Here is a 23,757-nt window from a genome sequence, read left to right as displayed (position 1 = left end):
GTCAGGCCCATTGCTTCGATCTGTTCCTGGTAGCGATTTCGAATCGTGACTTCGGTGACCTGAGCGGCGTCTGCGACCTCTTGTTGAGTTTTCTTTTCGTTGCAGAGCAACGATGCGGCGTAGATCGCCGCCGCCGCAAACCCCGTTGGTGACTTCCCCGAAAGCAGCCCCTTCTGGGCCGTCCTCTCAATGATGTCTTTCGCTTTCGCCTGGACTTCTTCACTGGTCGCTAACTCTGAACAGCATTGGTCTTTAGCTAATCCTACTTCCGCGGTTTACCACCATCCGGAGAATCCTCTGAGCATATCTTCAGCAACTTCGCCCGCCTGCGCGCGAGAGAATCGATGACGGTCTATCAGTCGCTGGGTCGCCGCCTCCAACGTGAGGCGGCGAGCCACGCCCTTGAACGATTCCAGACCTGTGCCATCTGATTCGGTGAGTAACCGTTGTTCAGCAATGAATGCATGGGCCAGCATCACCACGGCCAGGTGGTGATGCAGGCCCTTCCAGGTGCGTCCCTGGTACGTATCGGCACCTAACACTTCCTTGGACTCCTTGTGGAACTGCTCGATAGCCCAGCGGATATGTGCCCACGAGACTAACTCCTCAAGACTGGAGTCGTCCAATCCCCAGCAGATCCAGGCTTTGATCGATGAGTCCTCGTTGGCTGGCTGCTCTTTCTGCAAGAGCAGCCAGCCGACTTCATCGAATACCCGTCGCTCGTGGACGTTTTTCACCACCTGCACGCGCTGTCGAGCAAACCATCCAGACAATATTCCCTTGCTTCCCTGCGCCCAGCTCACTTCTGTCCAGTCATCCTTGGTGATCGTTGCAGCAATCTCTTTAGGGGTCTGTAGCGTCACTGACTCGGGGATCGTGAGGTATTGCCGCGCTGGGCCGCGGCCCGGCGTCGGCCCAGGTTCGATCAACTCCGTATCTTCGGGAATCATGTGCTGACGACCGGGTTCGAGTTCAAAGACGTACGGTTCGTTTAGTGTGCGGAGCCGTTGTCGTAACGGTCCACGTTTGCCATATCCGGAGTCTGCCACGATACACGCGTGAGAAACAGTTGGTGCAGCCGCTTCGATCAGATCGCCACCGATCACGTACTTCGGGAGATACGAGATTTCCCCAGGTATGCCCGTCTCCTCTCGGAGGCGGGCATACCATTCTTCCTCCTGTTGATCGTCGTAGACTGATGGGTCATCACCGGTCCACTTTTTGGTCGCGTCGCAAAGTCCTCTAGAGTTCAGTAGCAACTGACTCCCGTGAGGACGGGGTCACCTCTGGTGTCCACCCGAGGTGCCCCATGCACGCCACAATCGACGTGCGGTTCACGATTAGCATCGACGACCACAAAACGATACCGCTCGCCATGCTCGCCGAGTTCCTCACTGATCAAGACATTGAGTCAGTGATCCTCGAATCCGTGGTCGAAAGCCTCGACGCGAGCCGCGTCGAGGCATATTGCGGCGAAAAACACGCCCCCGGAAACGGTGACCACCGCTTCCAACGAGCTGGCACCGACACCCGTACAGCCGTCACAACCGCCGGAGAACACGAGTTCTCCCTTCACTACGTCGAAGATACTGCCGCTGGCCACGACCAATCCAGCTATTTCCGGCCCGTCGAAGACGTTCTCGACTTCGACGGCCAAAACCGCTATCAACCGGACATCGCAGCCACAAGCGTCGATCTCGCTACCTCCCTCAGCTATCGTGACGCAGCCGATCACGGCGACGGCATCTTCGAGAGGATGCCGTCGCCGACCACCATCAACCGCCGAGCCAAAGAATACGGCTCTACGCTCAAGCAGTTCCTTCCCGACTGTGTGGCCGGAACTGAAGCCGATGCCGTCGTGGCTGATGGCACGAAGTGCCACAGCCAGGACGACGACCGCTCGTACCACTCCGTACAGGCCACGCTTGGTGAGGATACTGCCGATAACTCCCGGTCTCTGCTGGATCTCTCGGTCAACGCTGACTGGAACGACACAGCGTCCGATCTCGATGCCATCGACGCAGTCACTGACGACGCGACGGTCGTCAGTGACGGTGACACCAGTATCGTCACGGCGTTCACCGACGAGAATCGAAGACACCAACTTGACCTCGTCCACGTCGGACGGACGCTCTACTACAATCTCTGGGACGACGCTGTGTTCTCTCTGGATCAGCGCAGAGAGATCGTTTCGGAGGTGGTTGGCGAAGTGTTCCATCTGAAGAACTCGGTTGTCACCCATCGTCCAGAAGAAGAGTTCGCGGCGATCCGCAACCGGATCGCGCGAACGACCAAGCGCATCGAGAAGACGGCCTGGCAGCTCTCGCAGTACGGCTCGAGGAAGGCTGCGGGGTATCTTCGGCGGTGGCTGCCGTCGATACTGACGTTCGCTGAGAAGGCAATCGAGGGGTTCGAGGTGCCGTGGACCTCGAACCCCGTGGAACGAGCGATGGGAGAGGTCGCCAAGCGATGCAAGAATCAGTGGATGCGCTGGACAGCGGAGGGATTAGAAGCGCTGCTCCAACTTCGGCTGGTGAAGTACGCTGATCCCGATCACTACCGCACTTTCTTCGACGAACTACTCAACCGATCAACCAAAACAGCAATCAACTGTGACCTCTCAATTGAGGCTACCAGAGGGAAACTCTAGACCGCTTTGCGACGCGACCCATCATTTAGAGAGGCGGTCGAAATTGTCAAGGACAAACAAAGCTCGGTAACGACTACGAAAATAATCGATCGAGATGACGACGTAGTATTTTCATCCGCTGAGATGGATATTGAGCGGTGGGAGACGGTATGGAAGAACGAAAAACGCCGGTTGTCGGTCAATGTTGAGGAGTATGATTGCCCCTATGATAATCTCTCCTGTTTTGCTGACGATCTCTGTGTTCAGTGTAAGATGGATAAGGTGCAAAACCAGTACTGACATCCCTTCTTTACAGATCTCGGTGTTCCTTAACAGAGACGTCTAGGAAGGAAGATACATTCATCTCGAAAGCTGAATTATGAGATAGAGCGTGTCATAGATACTCGCAATTATGGCACGCAAACCAGGTCAGATTTTCAAAGTGAGTAAGGATTTTAACCGCGCTAACATCATTCATCGTCCTCCGTAGGAGAATTCAGAGCGCTATCATCATGTACTGCATGACGCGCTTCATTCACCAGACTTTACCCTCCTTTGCGCTGGTGTTTGGTTAGAATCTTCTCGTTTTCTATCCTGAATAGTAGATCCTCGGTTACTTCTGCCAGTTTGTAGACTGCCTCCTCTACATCGTCATCAGTCCTCGGAGTCACCAGCGTTTAAACTGTTCTCAATACGGTTCACTGCCACCTCCGCGTTGGCCAGCCTCCTCGAGCAGTCGAACCCGCTCAGCCTGCTGATTGTTCGTCGATTCAAGATGGGTTACGATCGCAGCCAGCATCAGGAACAGTCCAAACAGGGTTGAGGAATAGCCCTCGATTGGTGCGTTTCCGATGAACGCCGCTCCACCGCCCAGAAACACGAGTCCGGCCAACAGTGACGGCGTCTGTTTTGCACTCCATCGTCGGTACTTTTCAAACAAACTCACACTGTGAATTGTCCAAGGGATGGTTTTATAACTCATCTATTACCAGAAATAATCTAGAAGGGTAGCTCAGAGACGGCGGCACAGGAAACCCAGTGCATCCGCGGTTTTTCCACAGCGTATTGCTGCCGGGTTCGTCCGCTAATCATGCCCGAAACTCGGGAAATGCTAACACGGTGCCGGTCCAACTGGCCTGACGTGGGCAGACACTACGACTATCACTCCCTGCTTCCGTCTTGGCCTTTTTCCATCCCCTTTCTATTCTAGAGGTGATGGAAAGTAACATTATGCTGGAGCAACAGTCAATATTATGCCGAGTTTTATCGAGGCTGAAATTCAACACCGATTATGGTTGTGGCTTGAAGAAACCCAAGGATATGATGTTTGGCCTGAAGTCACTCTTGATAAAGGCCGAGTTGATTTACTTGCCGAAACCCCGGATGGTGAACACTGGGGATACGAAGTGAAGGGAGCAAGCAATATCAATCTATCCACAATCAAACAACTTCATAAATATCTTGAAAGCGGCTATCTTGATCGTATCTTCTTCGCGTCTTATGAAGTTGACAACTTTTTAAGCCTTGTTGAGGATAATGACTATCACTACCTTTTGGATCATGGGAAATGCTATGAAGCAGCAGCGGGGGCGCACCAATTAATCGACCAAGGGGTTGATCCCAGCCAGATAACCAATCGAATACAGAAGGAAAACCCGAACATTCTTGAAATTCAGCTTGAAGGGGGCCGCAGGCTTGAGGATAATCGGACCTTTGAACAATGGATGAGCCAATTGCCAAATTGGAAGAGCGGGTTTGAGGAAGAACATCAACCCACCAATCCAAATATCGAAGACGTGGTTTCAACTATTTCAGATGCTATTAACTGGTTTCCATATACGAAGCAGTTCGGTGTTGTTCAAGTTCCATTAGATGTTGAACAAGTAAAGATGGGAGGGCGGACCAAAATCAATGAAGATCTCGGTGAACTTCTCACATCTCAACCGTCTACTGATCCACGTGTTATTCGGGAGGCTGGCTTGTTCCCCCGTGAACGGACAATTTCACCAGTCACAAATGAATCATCCCTACATCATGCGGTCTGGCAGGAATTTGGAGGACTCCCTGAAGGTGCATTACCAAATTCAAAAAGAGGGAAAGATCCAGTGTTGATGAATACTTCAATCAATATCGATCTTCTCTCCTTTGATGGTGGCACAACAGCAACAGAAATAATGGAGTCTGGAGGAAAAGTGGTGGGGATTGAGGCGAAGACTCGTTCTGGATTAAATTCAACAGAACGGCTTAACGAGCAACTTGTTAAATACACGAAGGGAGGTGGATTGACCCATATTTATCTCGCCATTCCTGCTTCTGATACGGATAAAGCAATCACTCTGTTAGATCAGTTCTCCTCCTCAGCTAGTGAAAAATGTGGTGTTATTGGAGTGAACAACGATGGAAGTGTAGATATTGAGATGGAAGCAAAAGAATTCTCTCTCGAGAATGATGGATACGGGTCACCACCAGAATATCCATTTTATATTGGATATGGAAATGCAGATATTTCTGACGCACCTGGTATCATATCATGTTTCTCACATCCGGACGAATAACTTTCTAATCTCCGCCATCTCGGACTTCTCCTGTCCGATAAATTCTCACAACAACTGGCCTCTACATTGATCGGACCGAGCGCCTCTAACTGAAGACAATCAATTCGATGTCGAACGCGATCACTGCTTCTTGTTCAGCTCCCGGTAACGACTACTGTAGAAGCATTGACATCGACCGAATACCCGTTGACCTGGAACGACAGCAAGATACCGTCAGCAGTGGTGACAAGCTTGTCCAACGCATCCCGGATCTACCGCATCAAACAACGGCGCATCACAACCCAGTACTTCACAAAGCCAGTTAGTTGAGGCGTCTGCTTGCTGAAGGTGTGTCTAAGCCACGGCTGGAGTCGTGAGATCTCGGAGTGATTAGCGCAACGGATGAATACGGATCACAGACCTCTCCTCAACGTACTTCTCACTCCGGGGAGTTCTCAATTGAACAAGCGTATGAGCGTCGCTGGGAACTGAATCCCCACACTTCTCCTGGATATTCAGGTGTTACAGTGACCACTCCACGATCTCACGACTCCAGCCCTGGCTGAGTTCGGTCTTGATCTTGCTTCCCCACTTGATGACCGGAACGATGTACGCGAAATTGTGCGCTTGGAGCAATGTGAGGCACTTCCCGTCGTAGAAGCCGCTGTCGAGATAGGCCGCTTTGACGTCGAACTCGAAGTTCTCGAGCACTCCAAGGAACTCAGTGAGAACATCGCTGGCGGTGTCACCGTCGGTGAGACGGCGCACCGCCAAGGTGTATCGCTTGTTGTTCACGCGTGCGTAGAGTGTCGCATAGGCGTGGAACGCGGTGGTTCCTGCTTTAGCCTCCTTGTAGTAGAGGCCGTCTGTCTCGTCTTCGTCACCGTAGTAGGGGCGCAGGTGGAGGTCTGAACGACCTCCACCTGCTCAGGGAGGGTTTCGAGAACATCCTGTTGGAGGAGCGCGTTCCCGGTAGATTCGACGGTTTCGAGGTCGAACTTGGTCCGGAGATGATGGAGAACGCCGTTGCCAGAGGGAGCATCTTCACTCTTCTCGCAGAGGGTGGAAATCGAGGTCCCGTCGGCGGTCGCGCCGACGAGGACCTCGAAGATCTCTTCAGGATCGATCTCAGCGTTCTCGCCGAGCTCGAGCGAGAACGCGTCGGTGAGACTGTTGACGAGAAAGTTAAGAAGCTGGTCCTCGTGGATTTCACCGTCTGCTTGCTGCTTGGTCTTAGACACACCTTCGGCAAGCAGACGCCTCAACTAACTGGCTTTGTGAAGTACTGAGACTACGGCGCATCATTCTATATTGAGTATCACTTGGAGGCTTAGCTAACGACAGATGGTATTGCGATTCAGTACTGCTCCTCGAGCGTGTCGATCAGCTCTTGTGCCGTGTGGCTGATCCGTCCAAGTCGACCCGTGATTGCCTCTGCATCGTCACCGCTCCAAGCAGCAAGGTAGAACGCCGATCCGCTCGTGTCTACCCCGAAGTACCGCCCGACGACGTAGGCGACGGCCTCTGCTTCGACTTCGCGTTTCGACCGCTCGGTTTCGTCTTCGACCTCGAAGTGGAGAATCGCATGGGCGTACTCGTGGATGAGCGTACTTGCGAGATCGGCCTGATTCTCTCGATCTTGGACCTCGACTTGCGGATGCATCGTCATCATGCTTCGGCGTTTGCAGACGCCCTTCGCTTCCCCGTAGCTCCACTCTTCGGGAGGGACGATCCGAGTCTCGACCCCGAGCGAGTCCGCACTCTCAAGGAGAGCCGGAACCAGCCCCCCGGGGTCACCAGTCGCCTCGGTTTCGAGGTCGGGCAGCGGTTCTCCCTCGGTTTGGGAGATATCAAAGACAGAAGCGGGTTTGAACCCGACGAGGCCTTTCGACCACTCCTCGGGCGGTGTCTCATCGTACTCACAATCGCTATTGTCGTGGTAACTGGGCGAGTTTTCGCACTCGGGGCACTGCTTCGTGATGATCGGAGCCCAGATCCAGATCGCGCTCTTGCCTTCCTGGACATGTCGGTCGAACTCGTTGCGCCACGTGTTGTACCCAGCAACACGACTCGCCTCGGGGCACTGCAGCTTGATCAATAGGGTATTGCGGTGGGAGTAATCGTGGAAGCGACTCTGGACGTCGAGCCACTCTTGGAACTCCGCACTGGCCGCCGCCTCGTCGACGTCGTTCGCAAGGTCTTCGACCCATTCTTCGATCGTGCTGTTCATCTCGTCGCTTCGCGTCTCGGTCTCGTCGAACGATGCTGTCGACTCTGTATTCACGGACATTGGAATCACTCGTGTTGACGCTCTCGCCTGCTCGAAAGCGCCTCACCCCTCTCAGGGGCCTACCAACACCACGGTGCGGAGCACACCGGTTTTCAAGTGAAACCTGGCTCACTGGGGGAGGAAGACACTGCGTTCGTCGACGGCTTCCTCGAGGCGGTTCCGCGTTCGGTGCTCGAAGTAGCACTCGTGCGAGCAGTACCCTCGAACGTCACCAGTACCGTACTCGGCAACAATCGGGCCACGCTCAGCTGTCCAGACGTTCGCTGAACAGGCTGTACACGCCGATCGTTTGAGATCGTTCGGTGTCGGCCCTCCGTACTCAAGAGGCTCGCTGTCGCCGTACGGTTTCGTCTCGGGCCAGACGCCCTGTGCTTGCCAGAAGGCTTTGATCCGACCAAGGCTGTGACGCACAAGCTTCCGAACGGTGACGTGATCGGCGTTACGACCGCTGTCGTCCCAGCCGCCAGCGGTCCAGAACTCGCCGAACTGCTCCCCACGATGCAGCCCGTTCCAGTCAACACCGACGATCTGAGCAGGTGGATCCCCGGTGAGCGTTGGCTGGGTCAGCTGCTCGATCGCGTCGAGTTGTTTGTGTGGACTGCCACCGAGGAGGTGGACGCGCCGCCCGCGCCAGTCTGCAGGGTCGGAGAACTCGTGAGCAAGGAGGTCTGCGGCCCCGCACGAGTATCCCAGTGTAACATCGTCGGGAATGACGTCGAGTGCCTCTCGACACTTGGGGGCGATGATGATCTCGGTGTCGGGATACTCCTCTTGGAGCGTTCGGACTGCCTGGACGTATTCGTTGGCCTCTTCTGGAGAATATGCATCACCGATCACGCCGACGGTGGGTTCACACTCACGAAAGCGCTCGATATAGCGCTCGAGATCGGGATTGCGAAAGTCGTTATCGAGCATCCCCACCGAGAGCTCGAGATCGACGTACTGGCCTTGCTGGTAGGAACAGTCCTCACGATAGCCAGTGAGAAACCCCATGTTCGCAGCGTCGACGGCGAACGGTGCACGGTGGAGGAAGGCGACGTACTCTGCCTGTTGAGCGTGTTCGACCTCTGGAACGGTGTCGCCACTGCTTGCCGTGGGGTGTGCTGATCGTGACATCGGTTAGTTCGCGGAGAGGACGGTGAGTTGCCGCTCAGTTACCCCACGAGTGGAATCGTCGCCGGCACGTGTGGGGTAACTCTGAGGGACCCAGTTCGACTCTCTCAGCACTCAGGAGAGTGACCAACACACCATCCCATGTCGATCGGTTAGTGGGCGGCCCAGCCGAAGAAGAGCCAGACGTCGCCGTGTGTGCCCTCGAGTCCGTGCTGTTCGCGATACCGGTTTGCAGCCTTCGTTCCAGAGCAGTTGATCGCGCCAGCGGGACCTCGCTTGCGCTGAATTCGCTGATCTCCCTGGTCGATCAGTTCACGGGCGACGGTCCGTTTCTGGCGGCCCTTGTGCTCGTGTTCGGGGATAATGGTGAACGACGTTTTCTCGGCGATCGTTCCCGTGTAGCCGTTGTGGCCGTGCATGTGTTTCGCGTCTTCGACAGCGCTGGTGAACGCCTCGTCGGCGGTCGTGCCGAACGCAAGCGTCTCGAAGGTGACAGCGCCCATCAGCGGGCCTCCATCTCCTGTTCGAGTTCGCGTTCGATCCGGGCCTCGTAGTAGCGGTCTGGATCAGCCGGGAGATCGGGCTCATCGGGCTCGCAGTCCGCTGGACGAACGCCCGGTGGGAGATTGTCGAACATCAGTATTCGCCTCTTCTCGTGGTCTGTACTGCCGGTTCTGGCTGTCGTGGCATCTGTGAAACCCTCCACCCCTCAGAGGGTCCGAACAACACACTGAGCGTCCGGAAGAAACACCAAAGGTCATCCGTTATTATTATAAAAACGGTAGTTTTGTATGGTTTAAACTCCATTTCCTAGTATGAACGACCTCACCGGATTCCAGCGCGACCTCTTGTACGTCATCGCCAGCTTCGACAAGCCCTCCGGTCAGACGGTCAGTGACGAGGTCGAGGAGTACTACGATTCGGAGATCAATTACGGCCGGCTCTACCCGAATCTCGACGAACTCGTTGAATGCGGGTTCGTCGAGAAGGGCGAGCTCGATCGCCGGACGAACTACTATGCACTCACCGACGCCGGAAACGACGCAATCCGAGAGCGCCGCGAGTGGGAAGACCAGTACGTCGCCCTCTAAGTGACAGCGATCACCCACCGGGACCCGAACATTGGTGAGGCCAGCGCTGAAAGACGCTACACTATAATGCCCGACAAGCTCCTCGAGTGTCCCTCGGCCGGGTGCACCAGGACGACCCGCGAAACAACCGAGTTCACTTCCCACATCAACGAGGAACATCCCGGAGAGTTCCAGCGCGACGACTGGCTCACCTTTAGCAACCCGGAGTCCGCACAGTTCCAGTCCGGCATCGGGCGGGAACAGACAACCGGCAGCGACGACGAAGACGCAGCGACCGACGAGACGTAAATGATCCGGGTTCCGGGTTCGACCCTACTGTACACCCCGGCCGAGATATTCGCTTCAGTCGTGGGCGTTGACCTCCTCGAGGGAGCCGAAGCCCCCTCTGTCAGCAAACCAGCTCACGGTGACCACCTCTCGAACGTTGACTGCGACTCGGGTGAGTCGATCGGACAGAAAAACCGCCACTTGTACCGTTCGCGGATCGGCTTTTCCTCGCGATTCCCTGCCTGGGAGGGCTTCGTCCACCCGGTGCAGATCCACCCTTTGTCTCGCAGCGCCCGAATCATCGCCCCGTCGTAGTCCGCACGAACGAACGTGAGCAGGTAGCGTACGTCATCTTCACAGGCGGGACTCTGAACGAACTGCTCTTGGCTGCGGGCGAGGGTCGCGCTCGCGAGATTCGCCATCCGAACGCCGAGACAGACTCGTGCCGCCTCGACGATCGTATCGCCGGAGACTACTGTCGTAGCCGCGACGTCGGCGTCGCTGACAGTGGGGATGATCCGCCGAGCGGTGGTTCGTAACTCGGGTGGGAGTCGGTCGATGTCGGAGTCACTGATCGGCTCGGGGAGGAGCTCGCCGTCAGGTCCGAAGTGAAGTCGCTTTTTCGAGAGCAGCGGGTAACGGTACGTTATCGCGCCCATCCACTCGCCCCGGTAGTGGAGGCCATGGTGGGCGAGATTCACCGACGGGAGGCTGTCCATGTAGGCGTGGTGAGCGTCGTAGATTGTAGCGGCTTGCTGGCGCGTGATCGGTTCGACACTCACCCGGTCGGCGAAAGACAATCCAAGTGGGGCGATGAACGGCTCGCGGTCGCGACCACGGTGGATCGGACAGGAACACCCCGAACTGTCTCCCGTCTCGAGACATGTATAGAACGATTCGACTGATTGGTTCGTGACGTGCGTCATTTCGATCCTCCATCCCTCACAGGGGGGTGAACAACACCACGAGCGGGCGTGATGACGCGCGGAAGCCGTAGTGAGCGTCTCCCACATCTCCGCCATTATCCTGTTTTCAGAACCACTTCCACTGTGGTTGGAAAGCCTATTTACACTCGCCGCTCTTCATCCCAACTACCGACAGACAGCGTGGGAACAGACCCCGCTGCTCAGGCTGAGTACAGCGAAGAGATCGCGAGTATCGAACTGCCAGAAGGTCGTTCGACGTACTACTATGTGCCCACTTACGCAGCGAGTCAAAGCAGCCGTTGGTCGCCGCAAGCCATCCGCTCTCCGATATGAGTGTCGCCATTGTGGAACCACTGTTGACCGTGAAACTGAGCAGTGCCCGGTCTGCAATTCGACAGAAATTGCGAGCTACCCTGTGTAGCCGCCGATCCGCTGACAAAGGCGGTGAGTTGGGTACTCGTATGTTGAGTTCCAGAGGAACCGAAGGAAAAAGCGATAAACCCCTCGCACTCGAAATCTGAGCATGAATGACGAACTTGAACCTGGTGATGAGGTCGAGGTCGCATACGAATCGACGCGGTCAGGGAACACGGTGTCGCGAACGGGGACAGTTGTCCAAGCCCCAGAAGACAACGGGAAGATCGTGCTCTTCGTCGAAACCGACGACAACCAGCTCACCGGCGTCACATCCGACTACGTGTTCAGTGTCTCGTCTAGTGAGAGTGATGGCGACACCGATGACAGATCTCGAGTCCAACGAACTTCGTCTCTTGGGCCGCTCGTGTCCGTGACCAATCGATAGCTCAGTCGCCTTCAAGAGCTAGCTCGAACTGTTCATTTTCGGTGACGGCGTTGAGGACGATGCTCGTATTGGATTCGTTGATATCGGGATCAGTCAATAAGGCCTTGATCTGGTCGTTCATCTCGTCCGTGTCTCGGAACCGACCGATCGCGATCACGTCGTAGTCGCCCGTGACCTCGTAGACATTGGTCATCTGCTCGAAGTCGCGAAGCCGATCAGTAATATCGGGAAGGGCGTCCCCTTCAACTTTGAGTTGGATGACTGCCGTGACGTCGAAGCCGAGCGCATCGTAATTGAGCCGTGGAGTGAACCCCTCGATGACGCCCTCCTCTTCGAGGTCTGAGAGATGATTCGAGACGGTCGTCACCGAGACATCGAGATCCTCAGCGAGGCTCCGCAGGCTTGCCCGGCCGTCGTCCAACAGCGCGTTCACGAGTTCCGCATCGAGATTCTCGTACGTCATCACCCTGGACTATCCCATCCAGCTACTATACTGTGGCGCGTGGCCGTTGACAGAGAGACGGGTGGGTGGGTCCTCATTCAGAGCGGGTGCGGCCTTGTCTCGAGCTATCTTTCCCTATATAAACCGCTGGAATAGTCAGGGCTACAACGCAACGGGTCAGGAGATGTATCGATGGACAGGATCGATCCGGGTGGCCGCGAATTGTCGGCCCGGAACCTATCCGTTCCAATCATGACCTATACCCAGCTAGCCGATAGTGGCGGTGTGTCGCTCGCGTATCGGTCGCCCGGTCGAACGGACGGGTCTAATCGGACAGGGGGTGAGGCCGCATGACGACCGTCACCGAACTCGCCCTTACCTCCAATGAGGTTGCGCTCGCCGAGACGTTCGAGGCGCTGCCCGACCTCGAGATCCGGATCAAAAGTATCGTCGCCGACGGTCCCCAGCAAGCAATGCCACTGGTCTGGATCTCCGGCGAACCGCAGGCTGCAATCGAGGATGCACTTGCCGACGACTCATCGGTCACCGAATTCGACCGTCTCCTCGAGGACTCCGACACGGATGAGAAGCTGTACCGGATCGAGTACGCTGCCGGAGTTGATAACATGTGCTCGGCGATCTTCTCGAACGACGGGACGATCCTCGACGCACAGTGTTCGGCCAGCAACTGGACGTTCCGCCTGCTCTTCCCCGAACGCGACCTCCTCTCGGAGACAGTAGGCGAACTCGAGGACCAGGGGATCACCGTCGACGTCAAGCGGATGGTCGAGGCCGGCCGCAACGCTGACCTTGAGGAAACCGCAGCACTCACCGAAGCTCAAGAAGAGGCAATCAACGAAGCCTACGACCGGGGCTACTACGACGTTCCTCGCCGGATCTCCCTCGAGGACTTGGCCGCCGAACTCGACATCTCGCACCAAGCACTTTCCGAGCGCCTCCGACGGGCGAACAAGGTCCTCGCCAGCGAACAGATCGGACAGCCCGGTCACGACGAGATCGCCCATTAACGCAGGGGCCTGCTGACAACGACGTGATCACGAACTCACAAGCTAGTCATTCTGTTGTTCTACGACGACGGTTAGCGACCGCTCATAGCGATACAGGCTTGTATCGGAGGTACATCAACCATGCCTGTCTCACAACAGACGTCCCACGATCTTCTCCTATGGTTTGACGACGTCGAAATCAGCTGGTGAATCCCCATATCCGATCGTGGCTCGTTCGACCCAGAATTCGGCATGGGGTTGGGCTTCGAGTATTGCCTTCCACGCTCCCTCTGGACCATCGTACGGGACGACCCTGATACGGCGGCCGGTCTGTTCGTCGTCTCGCTCGTCCCACAACGACCACTCCATCAGGATCCACGGCTCGTCGTCATCCGCAGTATCAGACGGAGGATCATCCACACCTGTAGTTTGAGTGCCAGCGGCGTGAGCATGATGCCTGTACCTGCCACAACAGACGTTCGCCAGCAAGCCCTGCTGACGAGATGAGAGTCGCATCTGTTTGAAAGGAGACCTTAAGGTTCTTCAGAATGGTTCCCTTGGTAACATGGAACGTCCCACCCGCCAACGTGAACAGAAGAAGAACTCGACGCAGGCCGAAAAACAGGACGAACGAACCTGCGACGAGTGTGGCTCGACTGCCCTCGTCACGAGTGAAGATCAGGGTGAGATCGTCTGCGAGGAGTGTGGCTTAGTTGTTGAGGAAAAGAACATTGACCATGGACCTGAGTGGCGAGCGTTCAACGCCACCGAACGTAGTGAGAAGTCACGCGTGGGGGCACCGACCACCCAGACGATGCACGACAAGGGCTTGACGACGACCATCGACTGGAAGAACAAAGACGCCTACGGGCGCTCGCTGTCGTCGGACAAACGCCAGCAAATGCAGCGACTGCGCAAATGGCAAGAGCGCATTCGGACCAAAAACGCCGGCGAGCGTAATCTTCAGTTCGCACTTACCGAGACCGATCGAATGGCCTCCGCCCTGGGAGTTCCCGGATCAGTACGCGAGGTTTCCAGTGTGATCTATCGCCGAGCCCTGTCGGAAGATCTCATTCGTGGCCGATCGATCGAGGGCGTCGCAACAAGTTGTCTGTATGCGGCCTGTCGTCAAGAGGGCATCCCGCGGAGTCTCGAGGAGGTTACCGACGTTTCCCGAGTTGAGAAAAAAGAGATCGCGCGAACGTATCGGTACGTCGCTAACGAACTCTCCCTTGAGATGAGGCCTGTCGACCCGGTGGAGTACGTCCCGCGATTCTGCTCGGAGTTGGCGGCCAGCGAAGAAGTCCAAGCGAAAGCAAAGGACATCATCGAGACCACAGCCGAGAAGGGATTGCTCTCGGGGAAATCGCCGACCGGGTTTGCGGCGGCGGCGATCTACGCAGCCTCGTTACTCTGCAACGAGAAGAAAACCCAACAGGAGGTCGCAGACGTCGCTAACGTCACGGAAGTCACGATTCGCAATCGCTACCAGGAACAGATCGAAGCAATGGGACTGCCGTCTTCCTAAGGATCCCACATGCCATCAATTGATTTGACGATGAGACAGAAAGCGCTCCTCCGGGCATTGGTGGACCTCCACGACGAGTCCGAAGACACGATTAGAAGCGAGGAGATCGCCGAGCAGATCGATCGCAACCCCGGCACGATCCGCAACCAGATGCAGAGCCTGCGGGACCTCCAGTTAGTCGAAGGCATCCCTGGGCCGAAAGGCGGCTACAAGCCGACGGCGACGGCTTACGAGACCCTGGAGATCCAGCAGATAGACGACCCCAAATCAGTCCCGCTCCAACGTGAAGGCGAGGACATCGAGGGCGTCATCGTCGAGGGGGTCGATCTTTCGAGTATCCACCATCCCGACCTCTGCCGGGCGGAGGTCCGCATCCAGGGGGCGATCGATGGCTTCCACGAGGATGACGCCGTTGCCGTGGGGCCGACGCCGCTCTCGAAGCTCAAGATCGAGGGCAGCGTCGACGGGAAAGATGACACGAATAACATCCTCATTATACAGGTTGACGGCATGGTTGCCCCAGCCGAAGAGCCGACCCACTGAGCGGGTGACTACCTCCTTCTCACCTCTGGAATTTATCACAAAAGACACCTGAAGCGACTGACGTACCGAGAGGGTAGACCACTGGACAATCGGATATGAGTGGGGTCTTCGTCTAAGAGGCCACGAAAACAAGGATCCGGAGGCGGTATAGAGAACCGCATTTATACACAGCGGGCAATTGAATGGGTGTATGTCCGTAGCAGAGTCGATCGAGACGCCAGTCGAGGTCATCGCCGAGAACATCGGTGGCATCGACTCGGTAACGGGATTTCAGGTTTTACAGGGATGTGCTGGTATCGAGACTAGCTGTCAGTTGGTGCTGGGTCTGAACCCCTGTGTGGAACCGCTGGACGATCTCGGACTGGTGCTTCGGACACGCCATCGGGATGATCGCCCCATCCTGCACCTGTACCAAGGGATGCGACGAATTGTACGGGGCGAGACGGCAACTGGGACACGACACTCCGCCAGCCGGTCGATGAGACAGGAGATCGGCTGTGTCTTCGGACGTTAATCCACAGACTGAAGAGAACTGCTCGAGGTGTTCGTCGCAGCTGAGGACGGGGATCGTAAGCTGATCTAGGAGGAGAAACGACATGTCTTGCTGACCGCCAGACTGGACGGCAGACCGGCATGCATCACATCCGATGGCCGACGCTGACTGTTGAACATCTGAAGATGGCATCATGTATCCGCGGGTCGCCACACAAGTAAGTCATGGGGTGCTACCTTTCCCCCACCGCCACACTGTCCCTCAATCACCGGCGGTACGTCTTCGAGAGTCGCGATCGAACGGTCGGGCGTCTCGCCGGTCCGGACGTCTACTGGCGTTGATGTTTCGGACGTGAAAAGCACGTTTTCGAACGTTCGCGTGCCGAGAACGTCCTCGGCTCCGAGTTCGCAGTCGGCGAATGGGTCTATCGAGGGCATTTCAGTAGGGGTAATACGTGGGTTGTGCGTCCCCGTTCGCGACGGCACTTTCGGGCACCCCGTCAGCCCGCTGCTCGAGGTCGATCAATCGGTAGACCGCAGTCCCGGCCCACTGACAGTGGTCTGCTGGGCAGCGGGTGGGTGCGTGTGCGCCGTTTTCTGCATCGGGTCGGACCCTGGTCAATTCGAGTTTCGTGTTGCACTCTGGACAACGATCGTCGATTTCTGTGTACTGGTGGCCCGTGCTGAGGCTGATGTCCTCAGCGGCGAGCTCGCGACTCGGCGTAGCGAGATCGGTTGGGGAAGCACCGTCAGGAAGAGTGCTCTCGTCAATCGTGACTACAAGCCGTACCTGGTTGTTGGACTGTACTGGCGTTTCGTCTGGTTGATCTGCCATTTGTGGAACCTTCCATCCCTCTGTGAGGTGGATCAACACCACCACGCGGTTGGTTACGAACTCGTGGTGGTCTGACCTGGACGGTACAAGCACCGCTCGCACTCGAGATACGAGTCGTCCTCGCCGTTGAATCGACCTGCTAACACTGCCGCCTCACAGCGGGGGCACGGATCGCCGTGGCCGTACCCCTCGACGGTCGATGGATCCGGGCTCGCTGCAGCCAGCGCGAGAACGCGTGTTCTCGCGTTTGCCCGTCGAGATTGGTGGTCAGTCATCAAAGAGGAACTGTGCGCTGGCGTCCTCGCCCGTGAGCGTCTGTTGATCGTCGGCCGTATCCGCGAACAACGATGTCTGATCAGTGTCGTCGGCCTCCGACTGGCGCACTTCGACGCGGTCGTCGACGCCGAACTCGCTGGCAGCGGGTCGATCGAGACGCGACTCTTGGTCGCGATGGCTGACGTCGGCACCGAAATCCTCGAGGGAGGTTGCGACGCTTTCTCCGGTTAGTTCGAGCTCACCATCGTCGGTGAACGCGGCTTGGTGCTGGATCGTGATCTCAGGACGATCAGACATCTGTGAAACCCTCCACCCCCTCTCTGAGGAGGAACGACACCACCGGACGGTGCCAGTTGCTGGGCCTTGTGCAACATCGTTGCCGGTCCCCACCTGCTGTTGCACAAGGCGACGAAACCCAGTCAACTCGCTGGGATCGCTGAGACGGGCTGTAGGATCACTCACGACTCGTCTTCTTCACGCAGTTCTTCGGCACGCCGGGCAAGCATCTCGAGGATTGGAACGCGCTGTTCGTGCTGGTTCTCGTAGGCGACACACTCCTGGAGCGTCTCCATATTGTGGATCGTGACGATGCACGCGTCCAAGAGGCGTGGATTCGCTGTCCCAAGCCGTTGTTTTGGTGTCAGTCCTGACCGGCTGTTCTCCTCTCGGCTCGGAGTCCGATCGGCGTCGTCGCCCATGATTGATCTCACTTCACCCCTCCCGGGGTAACGAACAACTCCAGGGAACGGTACACTCTGTCTGCTCCCGTTTTGCAGAACTGTTGTTCCCATTTTGATAGTCGTGAATGACTGACGCTCTAATGGGCCGAGGAACTGATTCTTCGCTTCCGAGCAGTACTGTATGATCAGAATAACAAACAGTTCCTCTATTGGACTCCTACTGTGGTTGACCAATGAACGATCTCACAGGCTTTCAACGGGATCTGTTGTACGTTATCTCCGGGTTCGATCGTCCCTCGGGCCAGGCTATCAAAGAGGAGTTACAGACCGACTACGAGAGCGAGATCAATCACGGGCGGCTGTATCCAAACCTCGATACGGTCGTCAACAAGGATCTCGTCGAGAAGGGTGAACTCGACCGACGGACGAACTACTACGCGATCACCGAGGCTGGAGAAGACCAACTCCACGAACGGCGTGACTGGGAAGATCAATACGTCGAGTTCTAACGTCGTGTGTTTCCCGATCCAATCCCTCCATTTCCACCCACGGGAGGACCAGCTCTCGGGCAGTTACTCGATCAGTCGTGTGACCAGTAGACTCAAGAGCGTCGTTGTACACTCTGCGCGTACAGAGCATTCACATGGAGATTTCTGAGAACTTACTCTGTCTGTTCAGTGCGGAGGTCGACAGCCGAGACGATTCATATCGGATTGAGGTCCCTGCTCATGAACTCACAGTCGGTGATGTCGAAGCGGGCACCGTATATCGAGTCGCCCTGCTCGAATCCGGCGAGTCATCACCGCGAGAGACCGCGGAGCAGTCAGCAAAACGGGATGATCAGGGACCGCCAATCGCCGAGGGCGATCGACGAACCGTGGATATCGAAGACATCGGGAAACAGGGCGACGGTATTGCTCGCGTTGAACGGGGGTACGTGATCATCGTCCCCGAAACCGAGATCGGTGATCGGGTCACGATCGAAATCAGAAACGTCCAAGAGAATCTTGCATTCGGTGAGGTCATCGAACACGTCGAGCCGACCCTTCACGAGTGAACGCACTCGAGCATTCACTGGCGTGACCCGACAGGATGCACGTGTTACTCGAGGAGTCCGAGATCGATCAATCGCGCCTGAACGGCCTCGATCGCGTCTTCTGCATCACTAGGCTGGCTCCCACCGGTGATGACGAGTTTGCCGCTCCCGAACAATAAGACGACCACGTCCAGTTCATCGGACCGATAGACCAGTCCGGGGAACTGTTCGGGTTCGTACTCGACGGCTTCCAGCCCGAATCCGATCGCAATTGCGTTGAGATTGAGCCGCGTTCCGAGATCGCCGCTGGTCACGATATTCTGGATAGTCACCTCTGGATCGTCGGGAACGTCAAGTCCGAGTCTCCGGAGTTTGCCGAACGTCAGCTCGACTGCCTCAGTCAGGTTCTCGGTGGAGGACGCGCCTGTACAGACGACCTTCCCCGATCGAAAGATGAGTGAGGCTGCTTTCGGATCAGTTGTTCGCGACACCAATCCCGGGAACTGGTCCGGATTGTACGACACCCCGTCGAGATCGTCGGCGAGTGATTCGAGGTCAAGTTCCTGTTCGAGGGCCGTAGAGCCAACGACGTTTTCGACCGACAGCGTCTCTGTAAGATCTCCCATCCCTTCCTTTACGCCTGTCTGAGATTAATATATAGTTCTACTGCTCGCTGTCCTATTCGGGCCTTCCTCGTAGCCAGTCTCTCTGAGAGGTCACTCCATCGCGGTCTGGAATCGGTCACGGAGCGCTTCCTCGCGACTTTCGAACTGTTCGACGTCGGCCTGGAGGCCCGCCGTCGCTTGTTCGATCCGGGCCAAGCCGCACTCACCCTCAAGTGCTTGCTGGTCACTGCCGCTCGCACTCTGTTGGGCTTCATAGGCGCGTTCGACCTGTTCGATCGTTCCGTGGGGGTTGAACAAGATGTCGTTTGCTGTTCGCACGTAGCTGTCGAGAGAGCCGCCCTCGCGGCCACGGAAGAAATGCGTGAGCGCGTAGGTCGCTCCCGAGTGCAGTGTCCAGAGGTCGATGACGAACGGATCGTCAGCGTTCGCGAGCGCGTCATCTGCGGCCCGTTCGGCAAGATACTCGGGGAACTCGAGGAGGGTGTAGAACTCCTCGACCGTGAACGGGAGGTCGGTGAACTCGAGGTCGATCTCCTGGGCGTCCTCGATAAACCGCACGAGGTCGTCGGCGACCAGTTCGAGCTGGGTGAGGATCTGCTCCCACCAGTCCTCGAAGTCTCGGACGTCACCGACGTGTTTGACGATCTGCTTGTCCGTGAGCGACCGCATCGAGTTCGAGCATTTGCCGTCCTGGGCGAAACCTTCGACGTAGACGGCGTGGCCGCCGAAGAAGTCGTAGCCGGAAGTGACGCCCATCGTGATCGGCTCTCGATCGTCACCGGGAAGGGTCGCTTCGAGGCCGTCGAACATGATGTCCATGTGGACTTCGCCGCCGGCTCGGTACTGACGGATCTCGCCGAACACGATGTCCGCGAACGGCGTTCCGTCGAGTTCGGAGTCTCGAAGGAGCGTTTCGAGAGGGTTGTAGACCGTCTGTGGGTTGAGGACCGTGTAAGAGTCAGTAGGCACGTGGAACAGGGGATCAACCTGTTTCTGGTCCGATCCAGGCGTGGTGCCGCCGTCTGTGCGTGCGTGGTTACGGAGTCGTGATGGTTCGACGATGGCGTTGAACCGATCGGTTTCGACCCACTGTCCAGTGACAGGATTCTTGTACGCGACCTCGGTGTCGACCGCACGTGGAAGGTCACGGATCGCTTCGGCGAACGACGGTAGGGTGTCGCCGACGTCGTGGCTGCTTGCGTACCAGTCGGGAAGCTGTGCGTCTGACCGGCCATCGAGACCAGCGAAGATCGTACTCGTGTCTGGTTGATTCATTGGAGTCACCTCGGACGTTGACTCGTCACTCGCCAACTGCTCTCGCTCGCCCTGCACCCCTCTCGGGGGCAAAACAACACCTCTAGCGGGAAGCGGCTGACGTACGAGAGTGCTCTCAGTATTAGCTGTGAGATTCTGCTGTCGAAGCACTCGGAACGGGACCGTGTCGAGCCAGTCCGCACCGAGTACACTTCCAGACGGGATCGTCCTCCCACGTCGGATTCGGAACCGCGTTGAAGCCGTCGAAGCGATGGCGGGTCTCTTCGGTACACTCGCGACACTCGAGGAGGCAGCGCGTCGGGCTGTCATGAGACTGATCGCGAGTAGCGTCGGAGACAGACGCGTGTTCGAGAGCGATTGCGGGGACGATCCAGGTTTGGCCGCCCTTGTCGCCGGCGTCGACCGTCTCCCACTCGAGGCTTGTGCGGTCGAGCGTGCCTCCGGCGATCAGCTGACCGACGTCTTCGATATCGGTGATGGGGTTGCCGTCGGCGTCGAACAGGACGGGATCGAGCGTCGGGCGATTGTCCTCGGTGTCGCCATCTCTCGCCCGCAGGTAGTCGTGGCCGGCGTTCTGTCGGATCGTATCGAGTTGGCGCTGGCCGGCGCTCGAGGCGACTGGGGCCGCAGCGGGCAGTTGGCCCCATTCCTGAGCGAACCGATCGACGAGGTCGCCATCGAGTTCGGCGACGAGTTCGCACTCGTCGATGCCGTCAATCGACGGAGCGGACGAGTGGTCGGCGATATCCTCGAACACGGTTTGGGCGATGCAGACGGCGTTGGCTTCGCTGCTCGCGTCGACGAGGACGTGAATCACGCCTCTGACTTCACGGTCGGTGTCGGGCACCTCGCGATTCTCGTACTCGACTTCCCTCGTGAGACAGAAGTCGCATTTCGTTCTGCCAGGATCGAGCGGGGCACCACACGCACAGCGGTGTTCGCTCGGTTCGTCATCGTTGGATTCGGGGCCGGGCGTATCCGGATAGCTCAGGTGGTCGTCATCGAGGGAGTCGTCGCCGCGCTCGTAGCTGCCATCATCAACAGCGGTCGAGTTGGTCGGATCAGGCTCGATTCGGCCTTCACCTTCGGGGTTGAACTCCCAGCGGTCGTCATCGTAGTAGCTCATGTGATATGGTTCGTGGTGGAGTCTCGTTAATCTCCGTGAACCGCGGTGAAAGTGAAACTGAACGCCCGCCGATCGGTGCTTGGACAGTCTGAAGTCAGTTACCCCACGTGCCGCGGATTGTCTGCCCTGTGGGGTAACTACATAATGCGACGATAGTCCTCGAAAACCAGCGTGCTGTCGAGCAAGGCGGTATTTCAGTCCTCGAAGGTTGTGAGTGTTTGTTGGTTATTTGATTTCTCGGTCGTGTTCGACTGTCGGGCACGTTGGGATCCGGCTGGAGGGAGTCCGTCGTCGCCCAGCGAACAGGGCAGTTCGGGGAGAACATCGGGATCGAGTCGGTCCATCTCGTCGGGTGTGGCTTCGATCGTGACCGCGTCGGTGTCGAAGGGGACGTCCTCGGGGACGGTTGAGCCGGCACAGATGACGGCGTTGTCCGTTTTGCATGGACACTTTGTGTAACCCGCGTCGTACGCGGCGTTGACCCGATCCGCGTGTGGATTGCGGACCCGGTGGCCGCTCGGTCGTTGGCATTTCCGACCGGGTGCGGCGCCACAGTCGGGACACTCGACGGCGAGGACTGGATGGTAGGGCTGTGCAATTCCACACTCTTCGCACATGACAGCGGCTTTCACTGGGTCAATGTCTGAGGTCATCGGTCTCGACCCTCGGGACCGACGAACAACACACCGAAGCCGAATTGACTTCACGAGAAGATTCCCTGTTAGCGAATAGGAGATCCCATCGTGACCAGGACGATGAACAATATATTTTGGACAGAGAAAGGAATATATGGTTTAGTCCCGTTGGTGGAAGTATGACTGGAGATGCTCGCCGCGATGGTCCACCCCCGTTCGATAGGCCCTTTGAAGGCGAGGATACGAAGCAGCGCGTGTACGGAGCAGTATTACACACTCGAGAGCCGCTGACGGCCGCCGAGATCGCTGAGCGGGCGGACTGTTCGGAGGAATCGGCGCGAACACACCTGTCGTTCTACGCCGATCTCGGCATCGTCATTCGCCACGAAGGCCGGCCGGTCAGGTACGAACGCAACGACGACTATTTCGAGTGGCGGCGGGTCAACGAGCTATCGCGGGAGAACACTATCGACGAGCTGCAGGCCCGCGTGTCGGAGCTCACCGACCAGATCGAGGAGTACCGCGACGAATACGGTGTCGACTCGCCCGCTGCAGTCGATGTCCTCGAGTTCGACGCGGAACGGATTGACGACGTGTACGTGGATCTCGGTGATTGGGCTACCGTCATCGAGGAGCGTCAACTCCACGAACGCGCCCGAAGAAAGGCCGCTGGCTCGACAGCCCCGTTGCACGGCTAAGATGGTGCCGGTGGATGACGGTGCGAGTCCTGCACCGATAGATCGGGCCGTGTTGGAGCGTATGCGTTCCCGATTCGTTGGGAATCGGATGTTCGAGTCGGCGAAAATCGTTGAGAAGGGGAAGTTGCACCTCCGCGTTGAGCTGTCCGGCGATTATTACCCGACCGAGGTGTCTGCTCGCTTCGAGATTCGCTGGTATCGCAACGACGACTTCACCTTCCACTACCAGGAGGAACGGCGGGACAGCGCGTGGAAGTGCCGATGGGACCGGCATCCGAACGCGCACAACTCGCGAGATCACTTCCATCCGCCCCCGGCCGCGAGCCGCACCGACGCGGAGAACGCTCACTGGCCGGACGACCATCGCGACGTGAGTCGGCTCGTTCTCGATCGTCTCGAGGAGCGTATCGAGGCGCTGTGGGAGCAGCAGTAGGCCGAGACATCACCGGAAACGGGGCCGGCTCAGGGCCGTGGTCGTCGATCACGTGTGCGATGTGGGTCCCCGATTGAGATCCTCTACACGCCTACAGGTGCAGGAATCCTCAACAGTGGGGTCTCAGCCCTCGAAGCCGTCGAGAGGATCGGTCTGGACAGACGGCTCGGGCTTCACCGATTTCTCGAGTTGGCTCTAGATAATCCCGCTCTCGCGATCAGCGTTTCTCTCTAAACTCGAGACCTTAGCGTCTCCCGGGGTGCAGGATGATTGTAAAGTTCCTCGAGTATCGCGGTACTGATGCGGAGGGATAGCTATTTGTGGCCCGATACCTCATGGTTATAGACTGTTGCGTTCTGAGTTGATAAAGCTGGGGAGAGCGAGACCACTGCGAGGGGCACTGGAAAGGGGTGTGTAGACTGCGCAAGCTCAACCTGATGCGAGCAAATAGACCCAGAACCAAGAGATACGTC

Annotated in this window: 28 protein-coding genes and 3 pseudogenes; 14 read left to right on the top strand and 17 right to left on the bottom strand. The window is 57.3% G+C overall.

Translation table 11 applies throughout. From position 1 onward, the window contains the following. Both LCF40_RS21555 and LCF40_RS21550 read right to left on the bottom strand, forming a co-directional pair. A pseudogene (locus tag LCF40_RS21555) lies at window positions 1-242 on the bottom strand (transcription initiation factor IIB); the annotation flags it as partial. Between the two features lie 33 nt (window positions 243-275). Continuing rightward, window positions 276-1,259 (bottom strand): IS701 family transposase, encoded by a 984-nt coding sequence (locus LCF40_RS21550; RefSeq protein WP_224830196.1) that lies wholly within the window; start codon window positions 1,257-1,259, stop codon window positions 276-278. 50 nt (window positions 1,260-1,309) lie between these two features. Here LCF40_RS21550 and LCF40_RS21545 point away from each other — a divergent pair, with 50 nt between their 5' ends. Both LCF40_RS21545 and LCF40_RS21540 read left to right on the top strand, forming a co-directional pair. After that, window positions 1,310-2,650, top strand: a complete 1,341-nt coding sequence (locus LCF40_RS21545; RefSeq protein WP_224830195.1) for an ISH6 family transposase — start codon at window positions 1,310-1,312, stop codon at window positions 2,648-2,650. Between the two features lie 45 nt (window positions 2,651-2,695). After that, window positions 2,696-2,929, top strand: a pseudogene (locus LCF40_RS21540) (hypothetical protein); the annotation flags it as partial. A gap of 388 nt (window positions 2,930-3,317) precedes the next feature. Here LCF40_RS21540 and LCF40_RS21535 read toward each other — a convergent pair. Next, window positions 3,318-3,611 carry a hypothetical protein gene (locus LCF40_RS21535; protein WP_224830194.1) on the bottom strand — a complete coding sequence of 98 codons (294 nt, stop codon included), beginning with the start codon at window positions 3,609-3,611 and terminating at the stop codon, window positions 3,318-3,320. A 271-nt stretch (window positions 3,612-3,882) separates the two neighbouring features. Between LCF40_RS21535 and LCF40_RS21530 the strand changes: the two genes are divergently transcribed. After that, a complete protein-coding gene (locus tag LCF40_RS21530) occupies window positions 3,883-5,184 on the top strand; it encodes a hypothetical protein (RefSeq protein WP_224830193.1) in 1,302 nt (433 codons plus the stop codon). A 519-nt stretch (window positions 5,185-5,703) separates the two neighbouring features. Here LCF40_RS21530 and LCF40_RS21525 read toward each other — a convergent pair. From LCF40_RS21525 to LCF40_RS23380, 5 genes and pseudogenes are all read right to left on the bottom strand, one after another. Further along, window positions 5,704-6,404, bottom strand: a pseudogene (locus LCF40_RS21525) (ISH3 family transposase); the annotation flags it as partial. Between the two features lie 116 nt (window positions 6,405-6,520). Then, the gene (locus LCF40_RS21520; protein WP_224830192.1) at window positions 6,521-7,453 is read right to left on the bottom strand and encodes an ImmA/IrrE family metallo-endopeptidase; all 933 of its coding nucleotides are present in this window, start codon (window positions 7,451-7,453) and stop codon (window positions 6,521-6,523) included. 108 nt (window positions 7,454-7,561) lie between these two features. Next, the gene (locus LCF40_RS21515; protein WP_224830191.1) at window positions 7,562-8,569 is read right to left on the bottom strand and encodes a DUF6610 family protein; all 1,008 of its coding nucleotides are present in this window, start codon (window positions 8,567-8,569) and stop codon (window positions 7,562-7,564) included. A 149-nt stretch (window positions 8,570-8,718) separates the two neighbouring features. Then, on the bottom strand, window positions 8,719-9,069 hold the full coding sequence (locus LCF40_RS21510; RefSeq protein ID WP_224830190.1) for a hypothetical protein: 351 nt from the start codon (window positions 9,067-9,069) through the stop codon (window positions 8,719-8,721). Continuing rightward, on the bottom strand, window positions 9,069-9,203 hold the full coding sequence (locus LCF40_RS23380) for a hypothetical protein (RefSeq protein ID WP_263623808.1): 135 nt from the start codon (window positions 9,201-9,203) through the stop codon (window positions 9,069-9,071). The genes LCF40_RS21510 and LCF40_RS23380 overlap by 1 nt, the downstream gene beginning before the upstream one ends. 178 nt (window positions 9,204-9,381) lie before the next feature. Between LCF40_RS23380 and LCF40_RS21505 the strand changes: the two genes are divergently transcribed. Together LCF40_RS21505 and LCF40_RS21500 are read left to right on the top strand one after the other, a co-directional pair. Next, the gene (locus LCF40_RS21505) at window positions 9,382-9,657 is read left to right on the top strand and encodes a PadR family transcriptional regulator (RefSeq protein WP_224830189.1); all 276 of its coding nucleotides are present in this window, start codon (window positions 9,382-9,384) and stop codon (window positions 9,655-9,657) included. Window positions 9,658-9,723: 66 nt separating this feature from the next. Beyond that, complete coding sequence (locus LCF40_RS21500) at window positions 9,724-9,945, top strand: hypothetical protein (RefSeq protein ID WP_224830188.1); 222 nt, start codon at window positions 9,724-9,726, stop codon at window positions 9,943-9,945. 113 nt (window positions 9,946-10,058) lie between these two features. Here LCF40_RS21500 and LCF40_RS21495 read toward each other — a convergent pair whose 3' ends face one another. Then, window positions 10,059-10,850 (bottom strand): hypothetical protein, encoded by a 792-nt coding sequence (locus LCF40_RS21495; RefSeq protein WP_224830187.1) that lies wholly within the window; start codon window positions 10,848-10,850, stop codon window positions 10,059-10,061. A gap of 523 nt (window positions 10,851-11,373) precedes the next feature. Between LCF40_RS21495 and LCF40_RS21490 the strand changes: the two genes are divergently transcribed. Next, on the top strand, window positions 11,374-11,652 hold the full coding sequence (locus LCF40_RS21490; RefSeq protein ID WP_224830186.1) for a hypothetical protein: 279 nt from the start codon (window positions 11,374-11,376) through the stop codon (window positions 11,650-11,652). A 1-nt stretch (window position 11,653) separates the two neighbouring features. Here the strand turns inward: LCF40_RS21490 and lrp are convergent, their stop codons facing one another. After that, window positions 11,654-12,115 (bottom strand): HTH-type transcriptional regulator Lrp, encoded by a 462-nt coding sequence (lrp, locus tag LCF40_RS21485; RefSeq protein WP_224830185.1) that lies wholly within the window; start codon window positions 12,113-12,115, stop codon window positions 11,654-11,656. A 329-nt stretch (window positions 12,116-12,444) separates the two neighbouring features. Here lrp and LCF40_RS21480 point away from each other — a divergent pair, with 329 nt between their 5' ends. Beyond that, complete coding sequence (locus LCF40_RS21480; RefSeq protein WP_224830184.1) at window positions 12,445-13,122, top strand: helix-turn-helix domain-containing protein; 678 nt, start codon at window positions 12,445-12,447, stop codon at window positions 13,120-13,122. Window positions 13,123-13,278: 156 nt separating this feature from the next. Here LCF40_RS21480 and LCF40_RS21475 read toward each other — a convergent pair whose 3' ends face one another. Then, window positions 13,279-13,521 carry a hypothetical protein gene (locus tag LCF40_RS21475; RefSeq protein ID WP_224830183.1) on the bottom strand — a complete coding sequence of 81 codons (243 nt, stop codon included), beginning with the start codon at window positions 13,519-13,521 and terminating at the stop codon, window positions 13,279-13,281. Between the two features lie 145 nt (window positions 13,522-13,666). Between LCF40_RS21475 and LCF40_RS21470 the strand changes: the two genes are divergently transcribed. The 3 genes from LCF40_RS21470 (at window position 13,667) to LCF40_RS21460 (ending at window position 15,686) form a co-directional block, all read left to right on the top strand. Continuing rightward, window positions 13,667-14,629, top strand: a complete 963-nt coding sequence (locus LCF40_RS21470; protein WP_224830182.1) for a transcription initiation factor IIB — start codon at window positions 13,667-13,669, stop codon at window positions 14,627-14,629. A 9-nt stretch (window positions 14,630-14,638) separates the two neighbouring features. Next, window positions 14,639-15,172, top strand: a complete 534-nt coding sequence (locus LCF40_RS21465; protein WP_224830181.1) for an Rrf2 family transcriptional regulator — start codon at window positions 14,639-14,641, stop codon at window positions 15,170-15,172. 190 nt (window positions 15,173-15,362) lie between these two features. Beyond that, entirely contained in the window at window positions 15,363-15,686 is a 324-nt protein-coding gene (locus LCF40_RS21460) for a hypothetical protein (protein WP_224830180.1), read from the top strand. Window positions 15,687-16,766: 1,080 nt separating this feature from the next. Here the strand turns inward: LCF40_RS21460 and LCF40_RS21455 are convergent. Together LCF40_RS21455 and LCF40_RS21450 are read right to left on the bottom strand one after the other, a co-directional pair. After that, entirely contained in the window at window positions 16,767-17,072 is a 306-nt protein-coding gene (locus tag LCF40_RS21455; protein WP_224830179.1) for a hypothetical protein, read from the bottom strand. Window positions 17,073-17,233: 161 nt separating this feature from the next. Continuing rightward, the gene (locus LCF40_RS21450) at window positions 17,234-17,473 is read right to left on the bottom strand and encodes a DUF8129 domain-containing protein (RefSeq protein WP_224830178.1); all 240 of its coding nucleotides are present in this window, start codon (window positions 17,471-17,473) and stop codon (window positions 17,234-17,236) included. A 215-nt stretch (window positions 17,474-17,688) separates the two neighbouring features. Here LCF40_RS21450 and LCF40_RS21445 point away from each other — a divergent pair, with 215 nt between their 5' ends. Both LCF40_RS21445 and LCF40_RS21440 read left to right on the top strand, forming a co-directional pair. Further along, entirely contained in the window at window positions 17,689-17,964 is a 276-nt protein-coding gene (locus LCF40_RS21445; RefSeq protein ID WP_224830177.1) for a PadR family transcriptional regulator, read from the top strand. A gap of 134 nt (window positions 17,965-18,098) precedes the next feature. Continuing rightward, window positions 18,099-18,512 (top strand): TRAM domain-containing protein, encoded by a 414-nt coding sequence (locus LCF40_RS21440; protein ID WP_224830176.1) that lies wholly within the window; start codon window positions 18,099-18,101, stop codon window positions 18,510-18,512. A gap of 44 nt (window positions 18,513-18,556) precedes the next feature. Here LCF40_RS21440 and LCF40_RS21435 read toward each other — a convergent pair whose 3' ends face one another. From LCF40_RS21435 to LCF40_RS21420, 4 genes are all read right to left on the bottom strand, one after another. Next, window positions 18,557-19,117: a TATA-box-binding protein gene (locus LCF40_RS21435; RefSeq protein WP_224830175.1), complete on the bottom strand. Its 561-nt coding sequence runs from the start codon at window positions 19,115-19,117 to the stop codon at window positions 18,557-18,559. Window positions 19,118-19,207: 90 nt separating this feature from the next. Next, window positions 19,208-20,392 (bottom strand): hypothetical protein, encoded by a 1,185-nt coding sequence (locus LCF40_RS21430; RefSeq protein WP_224830174.1) that lies wholly within the window; start codon window positions 20,390-20,392, stop codon window positions 19,208-19,210. 121 nt (window positions 20,393-20,513) lie between these two features. Next, window positions 20,514-21,518 carry a hypothetical protein gene (locus LCF40_RS21425; RefSeq protein ID WP_224830173.1) on the bottom strand — a complete coding sequence of 335 codons (1,005 nt, stop codon included), beginning with the start codon at window positions 21,516-21,518 and terminating at the stop codon, window positions 20,514-20,516. A gap of 194 nt (window positions 21,519-21,712) precedes the next feature. After that, window positions 21,713-22,171, bottom strand: a complete 459-nt coding sequence (locus tag LCF40_RS21420) for a zinc finger domain-containing protein (RefSeq protein ID WP_224830172.1) — start codon at window positions 22,169-22,171, stop codon at window positions 21,713-21,715. Window positions 22,172-22,332: 161 nt separating this feature from the next. On the opposite strand from LCF40_RS21420, the gene LCF40_RS21415 reads away from it, so the two are divergent. Further along, window positions 22,333-22,851 carry a DUF7342 family protein gene (locus LCF40_RS21415; RefSeq protein ID WP_224830171.1) on the top strand — a complete coding sequence of 173 codons (519 nt, stop codon included), beginning with the start codon at window positions 22,333-22,335 and terminating at the stop codon, window positions 22,849-22,851. An 88-nt stretch (window positions 22,852-22,939) separates the two neighbouring features. Further along, a complete protein-coding gene (locus LCF40_RS21410) occupies window positions 22,940-23,284 on the top strand; it encodes a toxin-antitoxin system TumE family protein (protein WP_224830170.1) in 345 nt (114 codons plus the stop codon). Window positions 23,285-23,757: the final 473 nt, after the last annotated feature.

Origin of the sequence: Saliphagus infecundisoli, assembly GCF_020177375.1 — an archaeon.
Lineage (GTDB): Archaea > Halobacteriota > Halobacteria > Halobacteriales > Natrialbaceae > Saliphagus > Saliphagus infecundisoli.
The sequence above is the reverse complement of the archived record's forward strand: the minus strand, read 5'-3'. Positions and strand labels throughout refer to the sequence as shown.

Bases quoted from the DNA above. Each gene is read 5' to 3' on its own strand.
- lrp (WP_224830185.1), bottom strand. From the start codon at position 12,115: ATGACGTACGAGAATCTCGATGCGGAACTCGTGAACGCGCTGTTGGAC.
- LCF40_RS21530 (WP_224830193.1), top strand. From the start codon at position 3,883: ATGCCGAGTTTTATCGAGGCTGAAATTCAACACCGATTATGGTTGTGG.
- LCF40_RS21495 (WP_224830187.1), bottom strand. From the start codon at position 10,850: ATGACGCACGTCACGAACCAATCAGTCGAATCGTTCTATACATGTCTC.
- LCF40_RS21545 (WP_224830195.1), top strand. From the start codon at position 1,310: ATGCACGCCACAATCGACGTGCGGTTCACGATTAGCATCGACGACCAC.
- LCF40_RS23380 (WP_263623808.1), bottom strand. From the start codon at position 9,203: ATGTTCGACAATCTCCCACCGGGCGTTCGTCCAGCGGACTGCGAGCCC.
- LCF40_RS21515 (WP_224830191.1), bottom strand. From the start codon at position 8,569: ATGTCACGATCAGCACACCCCACGGCAAGCAGTGGCGACACCGTTCCA.
- LCF40_RS21480 (WP_224830184.1), top strand. From the start codon at position 12,445: ATGACGACCGTCACCGAACTCGCCCTTACCTCCAATGAGGTTGCGCTC.
- LCF40_RS21500 (WP_224830188.1), top strand. From the start codon at position 9,724: ATGCCCGACAAGCTCCTCGAGTGTCCCTCGGCCGGGTGCACCAGGACG.
- LCF40_RS21430 (WP_224830174.1), bottom strand. From the start codon at position 20,392: ATGAATCAACCAGACACGAGTACGATCTTCGCTGGTCTCGATGGCCGG.
- LCF40_RS21490 (WP_224830186.1), top strand. From the start codon at position 11,374: ATGAATGACGAACTTGAACCTGGTGATGAGGTCGAGGTCGCATACGAA.
- LCF40_RS21410 (WP_224830170.1), top strand. From the start codon at position 22,940: ATGTTCGAGTCGGCGAAAATCGTTGAGAAGGGGAAGTTGCACCTCCGC.
- LCF40_RS21460 (WP_224830180.1), top strand. From the start codon at position 15,363: ATGTCCGTAGCAGAGTCGATCGAGACGCCAGTCGAGGTCATCGCCGAG.
- LCF40_RS21465 (WP_224830181.1), top strand. From the start codon at position 14,639: ATGCCATCAATTGATTTGACGATGAGACAGAAAGCGCTCCTCCGGGCA.
- LCF40_RS21420 (WP_224830172.1), bottom strand. From the start codon at position 22,171: ATGACCTCAGACATTGACCCAGTGAAAGCCGCTGTCATGTGCGAAGAG.
- LCF40_RS21450 (WP_224830178.1), bottom strand. From the start codon at position 17,473: ATGGGCGACGACGCCGATCGGACTCCGAGCCGAGAGGAGAACAGCCGG.
- LCF40_RS21505 (WP_224830189.1), top strand. From the start codon at position 9,382: ATGAACGACCTCACCGGATTCCAGCGCGACCTCTTGTACGTCATCGCC.
- LCF40_RS21440 (WP_224830176.1), top strand. From the start codon at position 18,099: ATGGAGATTTCTGAGAACTTACTCTGTCTGTTCAGTGCGGAGGTCGAC.
- LCF40_RS21455 (WP_224830179.1), bottom strand. From the start codon at position 17,072: ATGTCTGATCGTCCTGAGATCACGATCCAGCACCAAGCCGCGTTCACC.
- LCF40_RS21510 (WP_224830190.1), bottom strand. From the start codon at position 9,069: ATGGGCGCTGTCACCTTCGAGACGCTTGCGTTCGGCACGACCGCCGAC.
- LCF40_RS21520 (WP_224830192.1), bottom strand. From the start codon at position 7,453: ATGTCCGTGAATACAGAGTCGACAGCATCGTTCGACGAGACCGAGACG.
- LCF40_RS21445 (WP_224830177.1), top strand. From the start codon at position 17,689: ATGAACGATCTCACAGGCTTTCAACGGGATCTGTTGTACGTTATCTCC.
- LCF40_RS21535 (WP_224830194.1), bottom strand. From the start codon at position 3,611: ATGAGTTATAAAACCATCCCTTGGACAATTCACAGTGTGAGTTTGTTT.
- LCF40_RS21435 (WP_224830175.1), bottom strand. From the start codon at position 19,117: ATGGGAGATCTTACAGAGACGCTGTCGGTCGAAAACGTCGTTGGCTCT.
- LCF40_RS21425 (WP_224830173.1), bottom strand. From the start codon at position 21,518: ATGAGCTACTACGATGACGACCGCTGGGAGTTCAACCCCGAAGGTGAA.
- LCF40_RS21415 (WP_224830171.1), top strand. From the start codon at position 22,333: ATGACTGGAGATGCTCGCCGCGATGGTCCACCCCCGTTCGATAGGCCC.
- LCF40_RS21470 (WP_224830182.1), top strand. From the start codon at position 13,667: ATGGAACGTCCCACCCGCCAACGTGAACAGAAGAAGAACTCGACGCAG.